Below are 17,748 nucleotides of genomic sequence, written 5' to 3'. Positions count from 1 at the left end.
CTTGGTTCACGGGGGACGGGGAGGACAAACGTGCGTTACCGGGTTGAAGTGGCCGAACGCCCGGACGGCCTGTATGCGACGTGGGGCGAGGGGACCTACCGCGCGCAGCGGTCGACCACGGACGGCACGGTGCTGCTGTCCGTCTTGCCGGAGGAAGAGGCGCCGGAGGGCTTCGACAAGGAGTTCGAGGGCCGTCCGGCGAAGGTCGTCCCGGCGAGCGAGGTGCCGTCGACGTTCACGCTGCGGACCTTCGCCGAGTACGACGGCGAGGTCTTCGAGGTCGCGCCGGGCGACCGGCCGGAGCTGACCCTGCGCTGGGTGCTTGACGACGCCGCGCGGGCGGCCCAGCTGGGCCTGACCGACTTCTCGGTCACCGTGCCGGCCAAGCAGGTCACCGCGCTGTGGCAGACGCGGCTGGACTTCACCGAGACGCCGGAGGCCCGTCCGCAGCCGGGCACCGGCGACCAGAACGCGCTGCTGCGCGCCATCGGCCGGACGCTGCTGCACACCGTGCCCGGCGGCTGGGCGCGGGTCGGCGCGCAGTTCCGGCAGGTCGGGGACTACGCCGAGATCGAGGTCCGCGCGGTCGGCGACGAGGACGGCCCGGTGTCGGTCTCGCTGCCCGCGGTGCCCCGGCTCGGCGGGCTCTTCGCGCGGCTGCGGGCGGCGATGTTCCAGGCCGAGGCGGGCACCTGGTTCCAGGGCACCTTCACCCTCGACGCGCAGTCGCAGTTCGACTTCGACTTCGACGCCGACCGCGAGCCGGACTGGCGGGTGCCGCCCAACGACGGCGGCCGTCCGTCGACCGCCGCCTACGAGCTGGAACTGGCGACCTTCCCACGCACGCCGAAGCACATGCCGGCCTGGCTGACGGCGAAGGCCGGGCTGCCGCTGGACGTCGTGTTCCGGAACGCCCGGGTCGCCGATTCGCACGTCGAGGGCGAGCGCCCGGTGGTCAACCGGCCGCCGGTGCCGCCGGACCAGGTCCGCGGCCTGCTCGACTACCTGTTCCGGGCGCCGGTCGCCCTGCACCGGCCCACCCCGCTGCCGGACATCTTCGGCGGCCCCGGGGCGAAGCCGGACGTGCCGAACGCGTTCCACACCGACGGCACCTGGATCTGGCCCGCCGCCGTGCCGCACTACCTGCGCAAGTACGGCGTACCGCCGGAGCCGGAGCTGGTCGAGCACATCCGGGCGGCCGGCTTCCGGCCGCCGTTCGTCGGGGAGCTCGTCCGCGCGACGGCCGAGGCGGAGGTCCTCGGCCAGCCGCGGCCGCCGCAGACGGCCGCCGACCTGCCGGACGAGCGCGCGCTGACCCGCGTGGCCCGCGGCGAGCCGGTCCGGAACCTGAAGGGCGCGGAGACCCTGGAGCTGCTCCAGCAGCGGCTCGCCGAGCACGGCGTGCCCGCCGCGGCCTACCGGATCGGCGCGAACGAGATCCCCGCCGAGGGCGTCTGGACGCTGCGCCGCGCCGAGAACGGCTGGGAGGTCTCGCGGCCGCCGTCCGACGAGCCGGTGGCGTTCGGCTCGCTCGGCGACGCCGCCCGGTTCCTCCTCGGCGTGCTGCTGATGCTGCCGCCGCGGCCGGCGGAGGAGTCCGACCAGCCCGCCGACTGGCCGATCCTGCCGATGCGCGGCGAGCCGCCGTTGAACTTCTACCGCGGCAAGCGCCTGCTCACGCTGCCGCCGGGCACCACGGTCGTCCGGTACGGCAACGAGACCGGCAACCTGGTGCACGCCGACGGCTCGCGGTTCGTCGAGACGGCGCTGGCGTTCGAACGCGAACGCGAGAAGCGGCGCTACCGGGTGCAGCGCGCGATCCGGGTGCTGACCGGCGTGACGGCGCCGTGGGGCGGGATGCCGGGCGGTGCGGTCGCCTACCTGCTGCCGCGGCCGCTCGCCCAGCACGTCGAAGCGGGCTCGCTCAGCAGGCAGTGATCAGGACGGCGGGCGACCACCAATAGTCGGCGAGCGGGGTGACGTCGACCTCGGTGAAGCCCGCCGTCGTCAGCTGCTCGGCCCAGACCGCGGCCGGGTGCTCCCAGTTCGTCCGCTGCTGCCCGGAGACGATCCCGAGCAGCACCGGCAGCAGGAAGCCCTGGGCGACCAGCGTGGCGTCTTCGCCGTACTCGGCGACACCCCGCTCGTAGCGCTCGACGAGCGAGCGGAGGTGCTCCGGCGAGCCTTCCTCGAACTCGGGGACGTCGAACTCGGCCAGCACCAGCGTGCCGGTGCGCGGCTGCAGCGCCCGCAGCACCTCGGCGCGCTGCTCCGGCTCGATGGACTGCAGCGCGAACGTCGACTGGACGAAGTCCCAGCCGAGGTCGTCGCGGGCCAGGAAGTCCTGGGCGGTCGACTGCCAGCACTGGGCCGAGGGCACCCGTTCGTGGACGCCTTCGAGGAGCGCGGCCGACGGCTCGACCAGGTCGATCCGGGGCGGGAGGTGCGAGGCCTGCTCCAGCGCGGGCACCACGGCGAGGCCGTCACCGCAGCCCAGGTCGAGCAGCGATTCCGGTTTCGCGCTGTCGTACCGGGCGGCCAGCTCGGCGCTCAGGGCCCGGTACAGCTCGACGTTGCCGCCGCCGCGGATGAACGCCGTGAACGCGCTGGGCTGGTCGTACACCGGCGCCGAGCCGTCACCGGCCAGGTAGGTCCGCAGTTCGTCCGCCAGCGTGGAGCCTTCCCGCCCGGCTTGGGCGGCCAGTTCGGCGGCCTGGTCGCGGTCGCCGGAGCGGTGGGCGGCGAGAGCGTCGGCGAGCAGCTCGATCGAGGTCATGGTCAGGAGATATCAGAACGGGACCCACAACGTCACTCGCGTGCCGCCCCCGGCGAGTCCCGACTCGACCAGCGACGTCCCGCCGACCTCGGCCAGCCGCGCGGTGATCGACTCGCTGATGCCGAACCCGGCCGGGTGGTCGGCCGCGCTGAAGCCGCTCCCGTGGTCGCGGGTGATCACCGCGATGCCGCCGTCGCGCTCCTCGACGCGGACCACGACCCGGTCGGTGCCGGAGTGCTTCATCGTGTTCCGCATCGCCTCGCGCACGGCGTCGCGGATGGCGATCTGGCGGACCTCCGACAGCGTGTCGTCGTCCAGTTCGGCCACCACGAGCTGGGCGCGCAGGCCGTCGCGGGCCATCTCGGCGGCGAGCGCGGCGAGCTTCTCGCCCAGCGGCCGCGCACCGGCCTCGGCCTGCTCGGACGCCGCCGACTCGATCGTGTGCCGGATCTCCATCGCCTGCGCCCGCGCCAGCCGCTGGATCTCGACCAGCCGCTCGGCGGGGTCGCCCGGGCTGGACAAGGCCATCGCTTCCAGGGTCTGCAGCACCGTGTCGTGCAGCCTCCGGTGCTGCTGAGCGCGCTCGGCGAGCCGCCCGTTGCGGGTGCCGTAGGCCAGGGCCAGGCGCGTGCCGAGACCGGTCAGCACCAGCGCGGCGGTGGCCAGGAAGAGCTCGGCGAGCAGCACGGAGTACGTCGAGAAGGCGGCCCCGGCCAGGAACCCGCCGGTGTTCAGCCGGTTCGCCAGCATCCGGAGCGGGAAGCTGAGCAGGCCGAACACCACGCCGCTCGGGAGGCCGAGCGCGAGCGTGAGCAGGCCGATCTCGCCGTAGAGGTGGACGCTGGTGACCGCGAGCGCGTCGAAGTACGCCGAGGTGGGCACGGTCAGCGCGATGAGCAGCGGCGAGAGCACGGTGAAGGCCAGGTCGACGGCCAGCAGCTTCCCGGCGTTGCGGCCGCTGAAGGGCGCCGAACGGAACATCCAGCGCAGGCCGGTGACGTTGAGCGCCACCGACAGGAGCGTGAAGACCCCGACCGGCAGCAGCCCGGCCGTGCCGCGCTGGAGGACGTAGACGCCGAACTGGCCCGGCACCGCGAGCAGCCGGTAGGCCAGCGGGATGAGCACGACGTACCGGGTGGCCCGCAGCAGCAGGCCGTCCCGCTCGGCCGGGTCGATCGGGCCGGACATCCGCGAGATGCGCCGCAGCGCGTGCATCGGCGCCGGGTCGGCGATCTCGGCGGGCAGCTCACTCGTGGCGGTGGCGATCGCGGGGGCGCCGCGCCTCAGCAGCGCCACCAGGAAGCTGCCCCCGCCCGCCACGGCTCACACGTCCCCGACGCCGTTTTCCGCGGCCCACTTCTTCAGCTCGGCGACCGCCTCGTCGTGGTCGAGCGGGCCGCGGTCCAGCCGGAGCTCCTTGAGGAACTTCCACGCCTTCCCGACGTCCGGCCCCGGCTTGAGGCCGAGCAGCTCCATGATCTGCTCGCCGTTGAGGTCCGGCCGCACCCGGTCGAGGTCCTCCTTGGCCTTGAGCGCGGCGATCCGGGCTTCGAGGTCGTCGTAGGTCGCCTGCAGCGCGGCCGCCTTCCGGCGGTTGCGGGTAGTGCAGTCGGCGCGGACCAGCTTGTGCAGCCGGGTCAGCAGGGGGCCGGCGTCGGTGACGTACCGGCGGACCGCCGAGTCCGTCCACTCGCCCTTGCCGTAGCCGTGGAACCGCAGGTGGAGGAACACGAGCTGGGAGACGTCGTCGACGATCTCCTTCGAGAACTTCAGCGCCCGCAAACGCTTGCGGGCCATCCGCGCGCCGACCACTTCGTGGTGGTGAAAACTCACGCCGCCGCCGGGCTGGAACTCCCGGGTCGCCGGCTTGCCGACGTCGTGCAGCAGCGCCGCGAGCCGCAGGATCAGGTCCGGCTCCGACGTCGGCTCGTGCGTCTTCTCCAGGTCGATCGCCTGGGCGAGCACGGTCAGCGAGTGCTGGTAGACGTCCTTGTGCTGGTGGTGCTCGTCGATCGCCAGCCGCATCCCGGGCACCTCGGGCAGCACCCGGTCGGCCAGCCCGGTGTCGACCAGCAGCTCCAGGCCGGGCCGCGGGTCGGCCGCCAGCAGCAGCTTCGACAGCTCGGCCTGCACCCGCTCGGCGGTGATCCGGTCGATCTCCTCCGCCATCGACGTCATCGCGTCGACCACCCGCGGCGCGGCGGTGAAGTCCAGCTGGGCGGCGAAGCGGGCGGCGCGCAGCATCCGCAGCGGGTCGTCGGCGAACGACTCCTGCGGCGTCGCCGGCGTGTCCAGGACCCGCTCGCGCAGGGCGCCGAGCCCGTCGTGCGGGTCGATGAACGTCTTGGACGCCAGGTCGACGGCCATCGCGTTGACCGTGAAGTCGCGGCGCAGCAGGTCGCCCTCGATGCTGTCGCCGAAGGTGACCTCGGGGTTGCGGCCGACGCGGTCGTAGCTGTCGGCGCGGAACGTCGTGATCTCGAGCTGCATGCCCTTCTTCGTCACGCCGACCGTGCCGAAGGCGATCCCGACGTCCCAGACCGCGTCGCCCCAGCCGCTGACGATCTTCAGCACCCGGTCCGGCCGCGCGTCGGTGGTGAAGTCGAGGTCACCGGAACTGCGGCCGAGCAGCGCGTCGCGGACGCTGCCGCCCACGAGGTACAGGCGGTGCCCCGCCCTGGCGAACCTTTCCGCCAGCTCCTCCGCCAGTGGCGAGACCTCCATCAGCCCCACCACCTGCTCGTCGACCACGTCGTTCACGAAAATCCCACTACGTTCCAGGTGCGATAGCTGCAGGCACCGCCGGACACGGACACGGAGAGCCAGCCTACCGGGGAGACCGTTTGCTCTAGCATCGCAGCATGTCTGGATCAGCCGGCCGCCCCGGCGCCTCGAAGCCGCGCAGGCGGCGCAGGCGTCAGCGCGGCAGGCGGCTGACCACGGTCGACGAGACGTCGGCCGGTGGTCTCGTGGTGGACGCCGACCGCGAGCAGGCGGTGCTGATCGGCCGGCTCGACCGGCACGGCAGACTGCTGTGGTCGCTGCCCAAGGGCCACATCGAGGACGGGGAGACGGTGGAAGAGACGGCCGTGCGCGAGGTGAAGGAGGAAACCGGCATCTCCGCGCGCGTCCTGCGGCCACTGGGCACCATCGACTACTGGTTCGTGGCCGAGAAGCGGCGCATCCACAAGACCGTGCACCACTTCCTGCTCGAAGCGCTCGGCGGTGAGCTGTCCGACGAGGACGTCGAGGTCACCGAGGTGGCCTGGGTCCCGCTGGCCGAGCTGGAGACCAAACTCGCCTACTCCGACGAGCGCAAGCTCGTCCGGAAGGCCAGTCAGATGTACAAGGAACTTTTCGCGCGCCCGGACGTCCACGGACGAGACGAGCACGCCCCTGAGGGAGCCCCCGAGTGAAGCGGTTCGCCGCAGCCTTCCTGTCCGTCCTCTTCCTGGCCGTCCCCGCCCTGGCCGGCGCCACGGTCGCCCAGGCGCAGGAGGGCGCGCGCCTGCGCATCGACCTGGCCGGGCTGAGCCCGCGGGTGATCACGACTTCGACGACGACGCTGACCGTCACCGGCACGGTGACCAACACCGGCGACCGCCGGGTCGCCAAGCCGCAGGTGCGGCTGCAGGTCGGGGACCGGGCGACGACCGAGCGCGGGGTCGGCGACGTGCTGTCCGGCGCCGTCGTCAAGGACACCCCGCTGACCGAGTTCACGTCGGTCGCCGACGTGCTGGAGCCGGGCCAGAGCGCGCCGCTGAACCTCACCGTGCCGCTGACCGGGGCGCGGGCGGAGCGGTTCGCCCGCCCCGGCGTCTACCCGCTGCTGGTCAACGTCAACGGCACGCCGGAGTTCGGCGGGCCCGCGCGGCTGGGCGCGGTCAGCATGCTGATGCCGGTGCTGACCGGACCGGGCAAGCAGGCCACCAGCCGCGGCGGCGCGCCGAGCATGACCCTGCTCTGGCCGCTGACCGGCAACATCCCGCACGTCTACGCGGCGCCGTACGGCAGCCCGCTGGTGCTGGCCGACGACCGGCTGGCCGGCGAGATCAGCGGGGACGGCCGGCTGAACGCGCTGGTCACGTCGGCGGCGTCGGCCGTGCGGAACAACTCGAACCTGGCGAAGTCGATGTGCTTCGCGCTCGACCCGGACCTGCTGGCCACGGTCGACGCGATGACCCGCGGCTACCTCGTCCACACGGACACGGGCAACGTCGACGGCAAGGGTGCCGAGGCCGCGAAGGCGTGGCTGACCGAGCTCCGCGCGCTGGTCGGCAACCGCTGCGTGGTGGCGCTGCCGTTCGCCGACACCGACCTCGACGCGCTGACCCGCATCCGGCCGGGCGACACCAGCCTGGTCACCCGGGCGGCCACCGGCGCGGCGACCATCCAGGAGCTGACCGACGTCGCCCCGCAGACCGGCGTGCTCTGGCCGGACGGCACGCCCAGCGCGTCGGTGCTCACCGCGCTGTCCGAGGCCGGCGTCCGGACCGTGCTCACCGACGCGGGCAAGCTCCCGCCCGCCGCGGCCGGCGGCGGCGTCACCGTGCAGGGCAGCACCGTCCGCCTGCAGCCGACCGACTCGCTGATCTCCGCCGCGATGACGGGCGTCCCGACCGTGCCCGGCTCGGTCACCGTGCCCGCGACGACCGAGCGGGCGGTCGCCAGCCAGAACGGCCTCGGCGCCCTCGCCTTCCGCGCCGGGCTGGGCCAGACCGGCGGGCAGCGGCCGGACCACCTGCTGGTCGCGCCGCCGCGGCGCTGGGACGCCTCGGCCGAGGAGTTCACCACCTACCTGCAGCAGGTCAGCGACTTCCTGAGCTCGGGCGTGGTCACCGCGACGGGGCTGCCGGCGCTGCTCGCCGCCGAGCCGTCGGCCGCCGGCGCGGTCGGCGACAGCGGGACGGACCCGGCCGCGGGCGTCGACGCCGGCGTCGTCTCGACGCTCGCCGGGCTCGACGTCAAGGCCACCGGGCTGGCGTCCGCGATGCAGCTCGACCCGACCAAACGGGTGAAACCCGACGACGTCGTCGAGCCGATCCGGCTGGCCGAGCTGCGCGGCGCGTCCACGGCGTGGCGGGGCCTGCCGGCGGACGCGGCGACCACGAACGCCCAGGCCGAGGTGGCCGCGATCAGCGGGCGGGTGACCGTCTCGCAGCCGAAGCAGACCATCGCGCTGGCGTCCGGCAACTCGCCGCTGCCGGTGTACGTGAGCAACGACCTGCCGGTCGGGATCAACGCCCGGTTCACCCTGAACAACAACACGGGCCTGCGCCCGGAGGACGCGAAGGACTGGTTCTTCCCGGCGAGCGGTGGCAAGAACTACTTCCTGCCGGTGGAGGCGCTGCGGGCCGGCCGGTTCAGCGTCGATGTGTCGTTGAGCACGCCGACCGGTACCCCGCTCGGGTCATCCGCGCGGTTCGAACTGACGTCCACCGAGTACGGCGCGATCACCATCATCGCGACCGTAGCCGCAGGTGTGGCCCTGCTTCTGCTCGCTTCCCGGCGCATCTACCGGAGGGTGAAGGACGCCCGCGCGGGCCGCGACGTCGTGGCCTGATCGCTCGGCCTTTGAGTGTTCCGGGCGGTTCGCGATTACCCTTGGTCCGCACGTGCGCGGCACCGGGCCGCGAGCCGGAGTAGAGCACCGAGGATTGGGCACGCGTTGGAGAGAGAGCCGGGCTTACCACCCGAGCGTGCGGGTCGTCCTCGGCGCGAAGGCCCCCCGCCCCCGCAACGGGGCGACGGGCCGCCGCGGGGCTCGCAGCCGGTCCGTCGTCAGCAGCCGCCGCCCCCGCCTCCGGAGCGCGGCCGCCGCCAGCCGCCCCGCAACGGCCACACCCGCCAGATGCCGGCCCCGGAGGACGCCACGGTCCGCGACCAGCGCCCGGTCCGCGACGAGGCCCCGGCCCGCCGCCCCCGCGACGGCCAGCCACCCCGCGACGACCGCCGGGGGCGCGAAGACCGCCGGGCCCGCACGCCGAGGGGGGACCGGCCCGCCCGGGACGACATCCCGCCCCGCGGTCCCCGTCCCGCGCCGGACGACCCGGCGGCTCGCGGCCCCCGCGGCGACCGAGCCGTGCCGGACGACCTGCCCCCTCGAGGCGACCGCCAAGCGCGCGACGAACGCGCCCCGCGCGGCGACCGAGCCCTCTCGGACGACCCGACGCCCCGTGGCCCCCGCGGCGACCGAGCCGTGCCGGACGACCTGCCACCCCGCGGCCCTCGTGGCGACCGGCCGATCCCCGATGACCCGGCGGCTCGTGGGCCCCGCGGCGACCGAGCGGTGCCGGACGATCTGCCACCCCGCGGCGACCGCCCGCCCCACGACAACCGCGGCCCGCGCGGTGAGCGGCCCGGTCCGGACGAGCAGCGTGGCCCGCGCCGGGACCGTCCGGGGCCGGACGAGTTCCCGGCCCGCGAGGGCGGCCCCCGTGGCGAACGGCCGCGCGAAGACTGGCCCCGGGACGACCGCGGCCCGCACGACGACCGTGCCCTCCGCGAGGACCAGCGGCGGGTTCCGCCGCGCGGTGGGCAGCCGCCGCGTGGTGGCGGTCCGGCGCCGACGCGGGTTCAGCCGGTGCCGCCGAGCGGCGCGCCGCAGGGCAATCCGCAGAGCGGTGCCCAGCCGGTCGCCCCGCCGCAAGGCGGGGCGCAAGTGCCGCCGCCCGGCCAGGCGCTGAGCGGTGCCCAGCCGGTTGCTCCGCCGCCGGGCCTGCCGCCGCAAGGCGGGCCGCAGGTTCCGCCGCCCGGCCAGCCGCTGAGCGGTGCCCAGCCGGTCATCTCGCCCGGCAACCAGCAGCCCGGCCCGCCGCCAAGCGCCGCTCACCCGGCCGCGCCGCCCCAAGGCCAGCCGCCGCAAAGCGGCCCGCAGGTTCCGCCGCCCGGCCAGCCCTTGAGCGGCGCCCAGCCGGTCATCTCGCCCGGCAACCCGCAGGCGGGCCCGCCACCAAGCGGCGCCCACCCGGCCGCACCGCCGCAGAGCGGCCCGCCGCAAGGCGGTCCCCAGGCGGGCTCGGCTCCGCACCAGGGACGGCTCCCGCAGCCGAACCCGCCCATGACCCCGCCGCCCGGTAGTCCGGCGCTCGGCCCGGGCACTCCGCCGCCGGGGACGCCCGTCCCGCCGCGCGGTCGCGGCTCGCGGCGTCCGACGCCCGTGCGGCCGTGGCAGGAGGAGGCCACCCAGGTCCAGCGCCCGCCGGATCCGGAGGCGACGCGGTTCATCCCGCGCACCGCCGGGGTGCCGATGAACTCGCGCTGGCCGGTCGCCGACCCCGACGTCATGCGGCCGTACGACGCGCTGGCCACCCAGGTCATGCCGGCGCTCAAGGGACCGCTGGTCAAGCCCCGGCCGGACGGGGAAGCGCCGGAGGCGCCGGCCAAGGCGCCGTCGCTGGCGAAGGCGTCCGGGCGGATGGCCATCGCTTCGCTGATCAGCCGGATCACCGGCTTCCTGTGGAAGCTGCTGCTGGTCGCCGCGATCGGCCAGGGCATCGCGAACGACTCGTTCAACGTCGCCAACACGATGCCGAACATCATCTTCGAGCTGCTGATGGGTGGCGTGCTCGCCAGCGTGGTGGTGCCGCTGCTGGTCCGTTCGCAGGACGACCCCGACGGCGGCACGGCCTACACCCAGCGGCTCATCACGGTGGCGTTCTCGCTGTTGCTGGTCGGCACGGTGGTCGCGGTGATCGCGGCCCCGGCCTTCACGAGTCTCTACGTCGACTCGTCCGGCAAGGCGAGCGCGGACCTCACCACGGCGTTCGCCTACCTGCTGCTGCCCGAAATCTTCTTCTACGGCGTCTTCGCGCTGCTCTCGGCCGTGCTCAACGCCAAGCAGATCTTCGGGCCGACCGCGTGGGCACCGGTGATCAACAACCTGGTCGTCATCTTCACGATCCTGGTCGTCTGGATCATGCCGGGCGACATCGACACCGCGAACGTGTCGATCACCGACCCGAAGGTGCTGACGCTGGGCATCGGTGTCACCGGCGGCATCGTCGCGCAGGCCCTGCTGCTGGTCCCCCCGCTGCTGCGGTCCGGCTTCCGGTTCAAGTGGCGCTGGGGCATCGACAAGCAGATGAAGGAGTTCGGCGGCCTCGCGCTCTGGATCCTCGGCTACGTCGCCGTCAGCCAGATCGGCTACACGATCAACACGCGCGTGCTGACCAGCGGCGCACCCGGCGGGGTGACCGCCTACAGCAACGCCTGGCTGCTCTTCCAGCTGCCGTACGGCGTCATCGGCGTCTCCCTGCTGACGGCGATCATGCCGCGGATGAGCCGGGCGGCCGCCGACGGCGACCACAAGAAGCTGATCGGCGACCTCTCCTACGCGTCCCGGATGTCGACGGTGATGCTCGTGCCGATCTCCGCGGTGATGACCGTGGTCGGCAGCTCGATCGGCATCGCGCTGTTCACCTTCGGCAAGGGCACGATCGACACCGCCGAGCGGCTCGGCGACGCCCTCGCGATCTCGGCGTTCGCGCTGCTGCCGTACGCGCTGGTCATGCTCCAGATGCGCGTGTTCTACGCGATGAAGGACGCCCGCACGCCGACGCTGATCATGATCGTGATGACGCTGGTCAAGGTGCCGCTGCTGTACTTGTGCCCGGTGCTGCTGTCGCCGGACAACGTCGTGCTCGGCGTGATGATGGTGAACGCGCTGACGTTCGTGGTCGGCGCGATCCTCGGCCAGGTTTGGCTGTGGGTGACGCTGGGCAACTTGCGCAGCAAGCGGGTGATCGGCGTGATTCTCTTCACGGTGGTCGCGAGCGCTCTCGGCGTCGGGGCCGCCTGGGTGGCCGGTCAGATCGTGCCGGACGCGTTCGGCCCGAAACTGGGCGCGTGGGTGAAGCTGTTCCTGCAGAGCATCGTCGGCATCGCCGTCTCGTTCGGCGTGCTGATGGTCCTGAAGGTCGAGGAGCTGAAACCGGCCACTTCGAGGTTCACCCGGTTGATCAAGCGCGGGTAACGATTGCGGTACGGAAGGCGACGACTCCCGCGTCGTATTCTGGGTACCCTCGACGACGGGGATCGAGCGGGAGCGAGTGCGGGTGGACACGAGGCGGAGCGAACAGGCGGGGGGTGCGAACCACGTGGGCAAGGCCCAGGTCGGATCGCTGGCCCCCGGGCGTGTGGTCGGCGACGGCCGCTACCGCCTCCTCGCGCAGTTCGGCGTGGACGAGCGGGGCGACGCGCACCTTTGGCGTGCCCGGGACGGGCAGCTGAAGCGGGACGTCGCGCTGACCCTGCTGGTCGGTGACCCGGCGGATCCCGAAGCCGCCCGGCTGGCCCGGCGGACGCTCGAACGCGCGACGCACGCGTCGAAGTTCGGCCACGGCGGCGTTGCCCGCGTGCTGGACGTACTCGCCCTCGGCAGCGGCATCACTTCGAGCGAAGGCCTGCTCGGCGTCGTCGTCGCGGAATGGACCAAGGGCAGTGACCTGGTCGACCTCGTGGCGCAGCGGCCGGTGGCGCCCGCCGCGGCCGCGCGGATGGTGCAGGCGCTGGCCGAGGCCGTCGAGCAGGCGCACCAGAACGGGCTCGTCCTCGGCCTCGACCACCCCCAGCGGCTGCGGCTGACGCCGAACGGCGCGCTCAAGCTCGCGTTCCCCGGCCCGCTGCCGGAGGCGACGCTGCGCGACGACGTCAAGGCGCTCGGCGCGGTCCTCTACCTGCTGCTGACCGGTCGCTGGGCGCTGCCCGGCGGCCCGCCCGCGATCCCGCCGGCCCCGATGACGCCGCAGGGCCGGATCGTCCCGCCGCGCCAGCTGGTCCCGACCGTCCCGGCCGACCTCTCGTCGCTGGCCGTCCGCACGATCGAGGACGGCGGCAACGGCGGCATCCGCACCAGCGCGGCCATCCTGCGCGTCCTCGACCAGGTGGCCGAGGAAGAGGAGCGCACCCAGCTGATCAAGGCGGTCGGCGGTGACCCGGCCGAGAGCGAAGGCACCGTCTGGACCACGAAGAAGCCGGTCAAGGACGTCGCCCGGCGGCGCAAGCTCGCCCTCGGCGTCACCGTGCTGGTGGTTGCCACCGTCGTCATCCTCGCCTGGGGCGGGCTGATGCTGATCAACGTCTTCCAGGGCGACTCCAAGGCGAGCGGGCCGACGATCAACGTCGCCCAGCCGCCGGCGTCGAGCCAGGGTGCGAGCCAGCCACCCGCGTCGTCGTCCGCGCCCGCCCCGCCGCCGGCGCCGAAGGTGGGCGACCCGGTGAAGCCGCAGGCCGTCGCCGTCTACAACCCGGAAGGCAAGGGCGACAACACCGGCCGGGCGAAGAACGCGATCGACGGCAACCCCGGCACGGTCTGGAAGACCGAGCAGTACAAGCAGCAGTTCCCGGTCATCAAGCCCGGGGTCGGGCTGGTCGTCACGTTCGCCGACGACATCAACCTCAGCCAGGTGAAGGTCAGCGCCGGCACGCCCGGCACCAAGGTCGAGATCCGCTCGGCGACCGAGAAGAACCCCGACCTGGCCGACACGAAGGTGGTCGGCAACGGCGACCTGAAGGACGGCGACACGACGATCCCGCTCGCGCAGCCGGTCCAGGGCAAGTACTTCATCGTCTGGATCACCGCGCTGGGTGGCGACGACGGCGCGTTCCTCACCCAGATCGGTGACCTGTCGTTCCTGCCTGCGGGGTGAGGTACCCGACCGGGTCAGTAGGCTCTCCCGGGTGACAGCTGCAGCTCCCACGGATGCGGATCTGATAGCGGCTCACGCCGCGGGGGACCCCCATGCGTTCAGCGAACTCGTCCAGCGACATCGCGACCGCATGTGGGCGGTGGCCCTGCGCACGGTCCGCGACCCGGAAGAGGCCGCCGACGCGTTGCAGGACGCGTTCATCTCCGCGTTCCGCGCGGCCGGGAACTTCAGAGCGGAGTCTCAGGTCACGACCTGGCTGCACCGGATCGTGGTGAACGCCTGCCTCGACCGGATCCGCCGGCGCCAGGCACGCCCGACCGTGCCCCTGCCGGAAACCGGCTTCAACGAGCCGGCCACGCCCCGCGACTCGATGGCCGAGCGGGAAACCAGCCTGCTCGTGCGCGAGGCCCTCGACCAGCTGCCCGAAGAGCAACGTGCCCCGATCGTGTTGGTCGACGTCGAGGGATACTCCGTCGCCGAGACGGCGAAGATGCTCGGCATCGCCGAAGGCACGGTGAAGAGCCGGTGCGCGCGGGGCCGCGGGAAACTCGCGAAGGTTCTCGGGCACCTGCGGAACCCCGATGCGATTGCGAACGTCCCAACTCACGAAAGCAAACGGGCCGGGCGTCAGCCGGGTAGCGGGGAGGGACGATGACGGACGAAAGCCGGGGGATCGGGGGGACCATCGGTCCGCCCTGGTCTGTCGACATGCTCGCCGACCTCCACGCCGGTGTCCTGGACGACACGCAGGCGGCCGAGCTGTGGCCGGTGGTCAACGCCGACCCGGAGGCCCGGGCGATCCTCGACGCCCTCGACGCCACGCAGGCCGACCTGGCCTCGCTCGCCGACGCGCCCGCCCCGCGGATGCCCGCGGAGTTCGCCGCCCGGCTGGACGCGGCGCTGGCCGCCGAAGCAGCCGCCCGCTTTCCCGAACCCCGGCAGGCAGCTCCGGCACCACAGGGCGCCCAGGTGGTGGACCTCGCGGCGGCGCGGCGGAAGCGGAACAAGCGGCTCGGCTGGGCCGCCGGCGTCCTGACCGCGGCCGCGGCAGCGGTCGTCGCCGTGACGGTCGCCATCCCGAACACCTCGCCGAAGCCCGGCACCCCGGACGTGGCCGCACCGGCTCCGACCGGACCTTCGGTCGGCAGCGACGGCGCCGGCGCGCAGGCCCTGGTCGGCAAGGCGATCGGCGTCCGCGACTTCGGCCCGCTGCAGAACGAGGACCGCCTGGACGCGTGCATCGCGGCCGCCGGGCTGGACCCGAAGGTGCGTCCCGAGGGCATCCGCCCGGTGAACGTCGGCGGCAAGGCCGGGGTGATGATCATCCTGACCACCGGCAAGCTCGCCCAGTTCCGCCTGGTGGCCTTCGGCGCCGACTGCGGGCCGGGAAATCCGGCCGTCCTGTTCGACAAGGTCGTCGGGGAGAAGTAGCGGCTGTCACGGCTGGGAACATGGCCACCTACGATCGTGTTGAGCCTGGTACAGGTCACTACGAGCGGAGGTCAACGGGTGGCTGCCGAGGAAATCAGGAACCTGATCATCGTCGGGTCGGGTCCTGCCGGATACACCGCTGCCGTTTACGCGGCGCGGGCCCAGCTTGAACCGCTGGTGTTCGAGGGCACGCAGTTCGGCGGCGCGCTGATGACGACGACCGAGGTGGAGAACTTCCCCGGGTTCCGCGACGGCATCATGGGTCCGGACCTGATGGAGGAGATGCGCAAGCAGGCCGAGCGCTTCGGCGCCGAGCTGCGCGCGGAGGACGTCGAGTCGCTGGAGCTGACCGGGGACGTCAAGTACGTCACCGCGAACGGCAAGCGCTACGCCGCCCGCGCGGTCATCCTCGCCATGGGTGCCGCGGCGCGGTACCTGAACGTCCCGGGCGAGCAGGAGCTGCTCGGCCGCGGTGTGTCGGCCTGTGCGACCTGTGACGGCTTCTTCTTCCGCGACCACGACATCGTGGTCGCCGGCGGCGGCGACTCGGCGATGGAGGAGGCGACCTTCCTGACGAAGTTCGCGAAGTCCGTCACGATCGTCCACCGGCGCGACGAGTTCCGCGCGTCCAAGATCATGCTCGAGCGCGCCCGCGCGAACGAGAAGATCAAGTGGCAGCTCAACTCGCAGATCACCGGCGTCCTCGGTGACGGCAAGGTCGAAGGCCTGCAGCTCAAGGACACCAAGGACGGCTCCGAGTCGACGCTGGATGTGTCGGGCTTCTTCGTCGCCATCGGGCACGACCCCCGCAGCCAGCTGGTGAAGGGCCAGGTCGACCTGGACGAGGACGGCTACGTCGTCACGAAGGGCAAGACGTCCTTCACCAACCTCGACGGCGTCTTCGCGGCCGGCGACCTGGTGGACCGCACCTACCGGCAGGCGATCACCGCCGCCGGCTCCGGGTGCAGCGCGGCGATCGACGCGGAACGATGGCTCGCGGAGCACGGCGAATCGGACGCGCACGAGGCGGCCGAGCTCGTCGGCGGCGGCTACGGCGCGGGCACCAACTGACTTACCGGCTTCCAACCATCGTGTGAGGAGAAACCATGTCCAACACCGTCAAGGTGACCGACGCGACGTTCGTCGACGAGGTCCTGACCAGCGAGAAGCCCGTGCTGGTCGACTTCTGGGCCACCTGGTGCGGCCCGTGCAAGATGGTCGCCCCGGTGCTCGAGGAGATCGCGGCCGAAAACGGCGAGAAGCTGACCATCGCCAAGATCGACATCGACGAGAACCCGAACACGCCGCGTGACTACCAGGTGATGTCCATCCCGACGCTGATCCTGTTCCAGGGCGGCAAGCCGGTGAAGCAGATCGTGGGCGCGAAGCCGAAGGCCGCGCTGCTGTCGGACCTCGCCGACGTCCTCTGAACCGAACAAGCCCGGCGAACCCGGGGCCTGCGGGAATCCCCCGCGGGTCCCGGGTTTGTCGCGTTCGGGGGAATCTGCCAGGGGTGAATTGAGTCGAGCGTGACAACGGCCACCGCGGGTACTCCACTAACGGGTTCTTGACGTACCTACCGGGCCTACGCTGTCACCCAGAGTTGGCAAGGCACAATAGAGGACCTGGGCTCGTCCCAGCGAGAGTTTTCCGAAAGTCCTGCCACGCACCGAGCCCCCGAATCGGTGCCTTAGGAAGAGCGAGGAGTGCATGCGGGTACTCCGCCGCGGTGACGCCGGTCCGGACGTCGCCGAGATCAGGTCCATCCTGGCCGGGATGGACCTGCTCCCGCCGGTCACCGGTACCGACGTCTACGACACGTTCGACGTCGCCGTCGAGCACGCCGTCCGTGCCTTCCAGCAGCGCCGTGGGCTGATGACCGACGGCATCGTGGGTCCGGCGACGTTCCAGGCGCTCAAGGGCGCCAGCTACCACCTGGGCAGCCGCCCGCTGTCGTACATGATCGCCTCCCCGGTGCACGGCGACGACGTCTTCACGCTGCAGGAGCGGCTCACCGAGCTGGGCTTCGACGCCGGCCGCCCCGACGGCTACTTCGGCCCCGCCACCGAGCGCGCCCTCAAGACGTTCCAGCGCGACATGCGCCTGACGCCGGACGGCATGTGCGGCCCGGCGACCATCCGCGAGCTGCACCGCCTGTCCTCGCCGCGGGCCCGGGGCGGGCGCCCCGTGTTCCTGCGCGAGCAGGAGCAGGTGCGCCAGGCCGGACCGCGGCTGCGCGGCAAGCGCATCGTGATCGACCCGGGCCACGGCGGCGACGACCTCGGTGTGGTCGCCGGTGGCCTGCGCGAGGCCGACATCGCGTGGGACCTCGCCCGGCGGCTCGAAGGCCGGATGAAGGCCACGGGCATGGAGGCGCTGATCTCCCGCGGCCCGAACCACAGCCCCACCGAGCTCGAGCGGGCCAAGTTCGCCAACGACGCGGGCGCGGACTTGTTCCTCTCGCTGCACAGCGACAAGAACTCTTCGCCGCGCGCGCAGGGTGTCGCGAGCTTCCACTTCGGCAACGGCAACGGCACGACGTCGACGGTGGGTGAGCTGCTGGCCGGCTTCATCCAGCGCGAGGTCGCGGCCCGCACCGGCATGCTCGACTGCCGCACGCACTACAAGTCGTGGGACATCTTCACCCGCACCCGCTGCCCGGCGGTCCGGGTCGAGATCGGCTACCTGACGAACCCGGACGACGCCCGCAAGCTCGGCGACCCGGCGTTCCGCGACATCGTCGCGGAGGGCATCCTGATCGCCGTCAAGCGCCTGTACCTCCTCGGCGAGGGCGACCAGCCGACGGGTACGTTCACGTTCGCGGACGTCCTGGCGCACGAGCTGGCCAAGGCCGAATAGGGCTCGACCACAACCCCTAGCGGCTCTCCTTCA

General features: G+C 72.6%; 14 protein-coding genes. 10 read left to right on the top strand and 4 right to left on the bottom strand.

The window, feature by feature from the left end; translation table 11 throughout:
* Nucleotides 1-30: 30 nt before the first annotated feature.
* Nucleotides 31-1,938: a TNT domain-containing protein gene (locus tag H5965_RS06480; protein ID WP_310968365.1), complete on the top strand. Its 1,908-nt coding sequence runs from the start codon at nt 31-33 to the stop codon at nt 1,936-1,938.
* Here the strand turns inward: H5965_RS06480 and H5965_RS06475 are convergent.
* From H5965_RS06475 to H5965_RS06465, 3 genes are read right to left on the bottom strand one after another with little or no spacing between them, the layout of a single operon-like run.
* Entirely contained in the window at nt 1,925-2,776 is an 852-nt protein-coding gene (locus H5965_RS06475; protein WP_310968364.1) for a class I SAM-dependent methyltransferase, read from the bottom strand. The two genes, H5965_RS06480 and H5965_RS06475, sit on opposite strands and share 14 nt — an antisense overlap.
* A gap of 12 nt (nt 2,777-2,788) precedes the next feature.
* On the bottom strand, nt 2,789-4,096 hold the full coding sequence (locus H5965_RS06470) for an ATP-binding protein (protein WP_310968363.1): 1,308 nt from the start codon (nt 4,094-4,096) through the stop codon (nt 2,789-2,791).
* Between the two features lie 3 nt (nt 4,097-4,099).
* Nucleotides 4,100-5,536 carry a CCA tRNA nucleotidyltransferase gene (locus tag H5965_RS06465; RefSeq protein WP_310968362.1) on the bottom strand — a complete coding sequence of 479 codons (1,437 nt, stop codon included), beginning with the start codon at nt 5,534-5,536 and terminating at the stop codon, nt 4,100-4,102.
* A 101-nt stretch (nt 5,537-5,637) separates the two neighbouring features.
* Here H5965_RS06465 and H5965_RS06460 point away from each other — a divergent pair, with 101 nt between their 5' ends.
* On the top strand, nt 5,638-6,192 hold the full coding sequence (locus tag H5965_RS06460; RefSeq protein ID WP_310968361.1) for an NUDIX hydrolase: 555 nt from the start codon (nt 5,638-5,640) through the stop codon (nt 6,190-6,192).
* Nucleotides 6,189-8,339 carry a DUF6049 family protein gene (locus H5965_RS06455; protein WP_310968360.1) on the top strand — a complete coding sequence of 717 codons (2,151 nt, stop codon included), beginning with the start codon at nt 6,189-6,191 and terminating at the stop codon, nt 8,337-8,339. The genes H5965_RS06460 and H5965_RS06455 overlap by 4 nt, the downstream gene beginning before the upstream one ends.
* A 123-nt stretch (nt 8,340-8,462) precedes the next feature.
* Here H5965_RS06455 and H5965_RS06450 read toward each other — a convergent pair whose 3' ends face one another.
* On the bottom strand, nt 8,463-9,743 hold the full coding sequence (locus H5965_RS06450; RefSeq protein WP_310968359.1) for a hypothetical protein: 1,281 nt from the start codon (nt 9,741-9,743) through the stop codon (nt 8,463-8,465).
* A 93-nt stretch (nt 9,744-9,836) separates the two neighbouring features.
* Here H5965_RS06450 and murJ point away from each other — a divergent pair, with 93 nt between their 5' ends.
* The 7 genes from murJ to H5965_RS06415 all read left to right on the top strand — a co-directional run bounded on the left by murJ (nt 9,837) and on the right by H5965_RS06415 (nt 17,715).
* Nucleotides 9,837-11,750: a murein biosynthesis integral membrane protein MurJ gene (gene murJ, locus H5965_RS06445; RefSeq protein ID WP_310968358.1), complete on the top strand. Its 1,914-nt coding sequence runs from the start codon at nt 9,837-9,839 to the stop codon at nt 11,748-11,750.
* A gap of 82 nt (nt 11,751-11,832) precedes the next feature.
* Nucleotides 11,833-13,425, top strand: a complete 1,593-nt coding sequence (locus H5965_RS06440; protein ID WP_396136866.1) for a hypothetical protein — start codon at nt 11,833-11,835, stop codon at nt 13,423-13,425.
* Nucleotides 13,426-13,456: 31 nt separating this feature from the next.
* The gene (gene sigM / locus H5965_RS06435) at nt 13,457-14,080 is read left to right on the top strand and encodes an RNA polymerase sigma factor SigM (RefSeq protein ID WP_086841008.1); all 624 of its coding nucleotides are present in this window, start codon (nt 13,457-13,459) and stop codon (nt 14,078-14,080) included.
* Entirely contained in the window at nt 14,077-14,856 is a 780-nt protein-coding gene (locus H5965_RS06430; RefSeq protein WP_310968356.1) for a hypothetical protein, read from the top strand. The genes sigM and H5965_RS06430 overlap by 4 nt, the downstream gene beginning before the upstream one ends.
* Before the next feature lie 78 nt (nt 14,857-14,934).
* A complete protein-coding gene (gene trxB, locus H5965_RS06425) occupies nt 14,935-15,927 on the top strand; it encodes a thioredoxin-disulfide reductase (RefSeq protein ID WP_310968355.1) in 993 nt (330 codons plus the stop codon).
* A 35-nt stretch (nt 15,928-15,962) separates the two neighbouring features.
* Entirely contained in the window at nt 15,963-16,286 is a 324-nt protein-coding gene (trxA, locus tag H5965_RS06420) for a thioredoxin (protein WP_020642536.1), read from the top strand.
* Nucleotides 16,287-16,566: 280 nt separating this feature from the next.
* Nucleotides 16,567-17,715, top strand: a complete 1,149-nt coding sequence (locus tag H5965_RS06415) for an N-acetylmuramoyl-L-alanine amidase (protein ID WP_310968354.1) — start codon at nt 16,567-16,569, stop codon at nt 17,713-17,715.
* Nucleotides 17,716-17,748: the final 33 nt, after the last annotated feature.

This window comes from Amycolatopsis sp. 505 (genome assembly GCF_031625235.1).
In the GTDB taxonomy this organism is placed as follows: Bacteria; Actinomycetota; Actinomycetes; order Mycobacteriales; family Pseudonocardiaceae; genus Amycolatopsis.
This window is presented reverse-complemented; position numbering and strand designations above follow the sequence as displayed.

Excerpts from the sequence above, each read along its gene's own strand:
- H5965_RS06475 (WP_310968364.1), bottom strand. The coding sequence starts at position 2,776 with ATGACCTCGATCGAGCTGCTCGCCGACGCTCTCGCCGCCCACCGCTCC.
- H5965_RS06460 (WP_310968361.1), top strand. The coding sequence starts at position 5,638 with ATGTCTGGATCAGCCGGCCGCCCCGGCGCCTCGAAGCCGCGCAGGCGG.
- murJ (WP_310968358.1), top strand. The coding sequence starts at position 9,837 with ATGACCCCGCCGCCCGGTAGTCCGGCGCTCGGCCCGGGCACTCCGCCG.
- H5965_RS06430 (WP_310968356.1), top strand. The coding sequence starts at position 14,077 with ATGACGGACGAAAGCCGGGGGATCGGGGGGACCATCGGTCCGCCCTGG.
- trxA (WP_020642536.1), top strand. The coding sequence starts at position 15,963 with ATGTCCAACACCGTCAAGGTGACCGACGCGACGTTCGTCGACGAGGTC.
- H5965_RS06415 (WP_310968354.1), top strand. The coding sequence starts at position 16,567 with ATGCGGGTACTCCGCCGCGGTGACGCCGGTCCGGACGTCGCCGAGATC.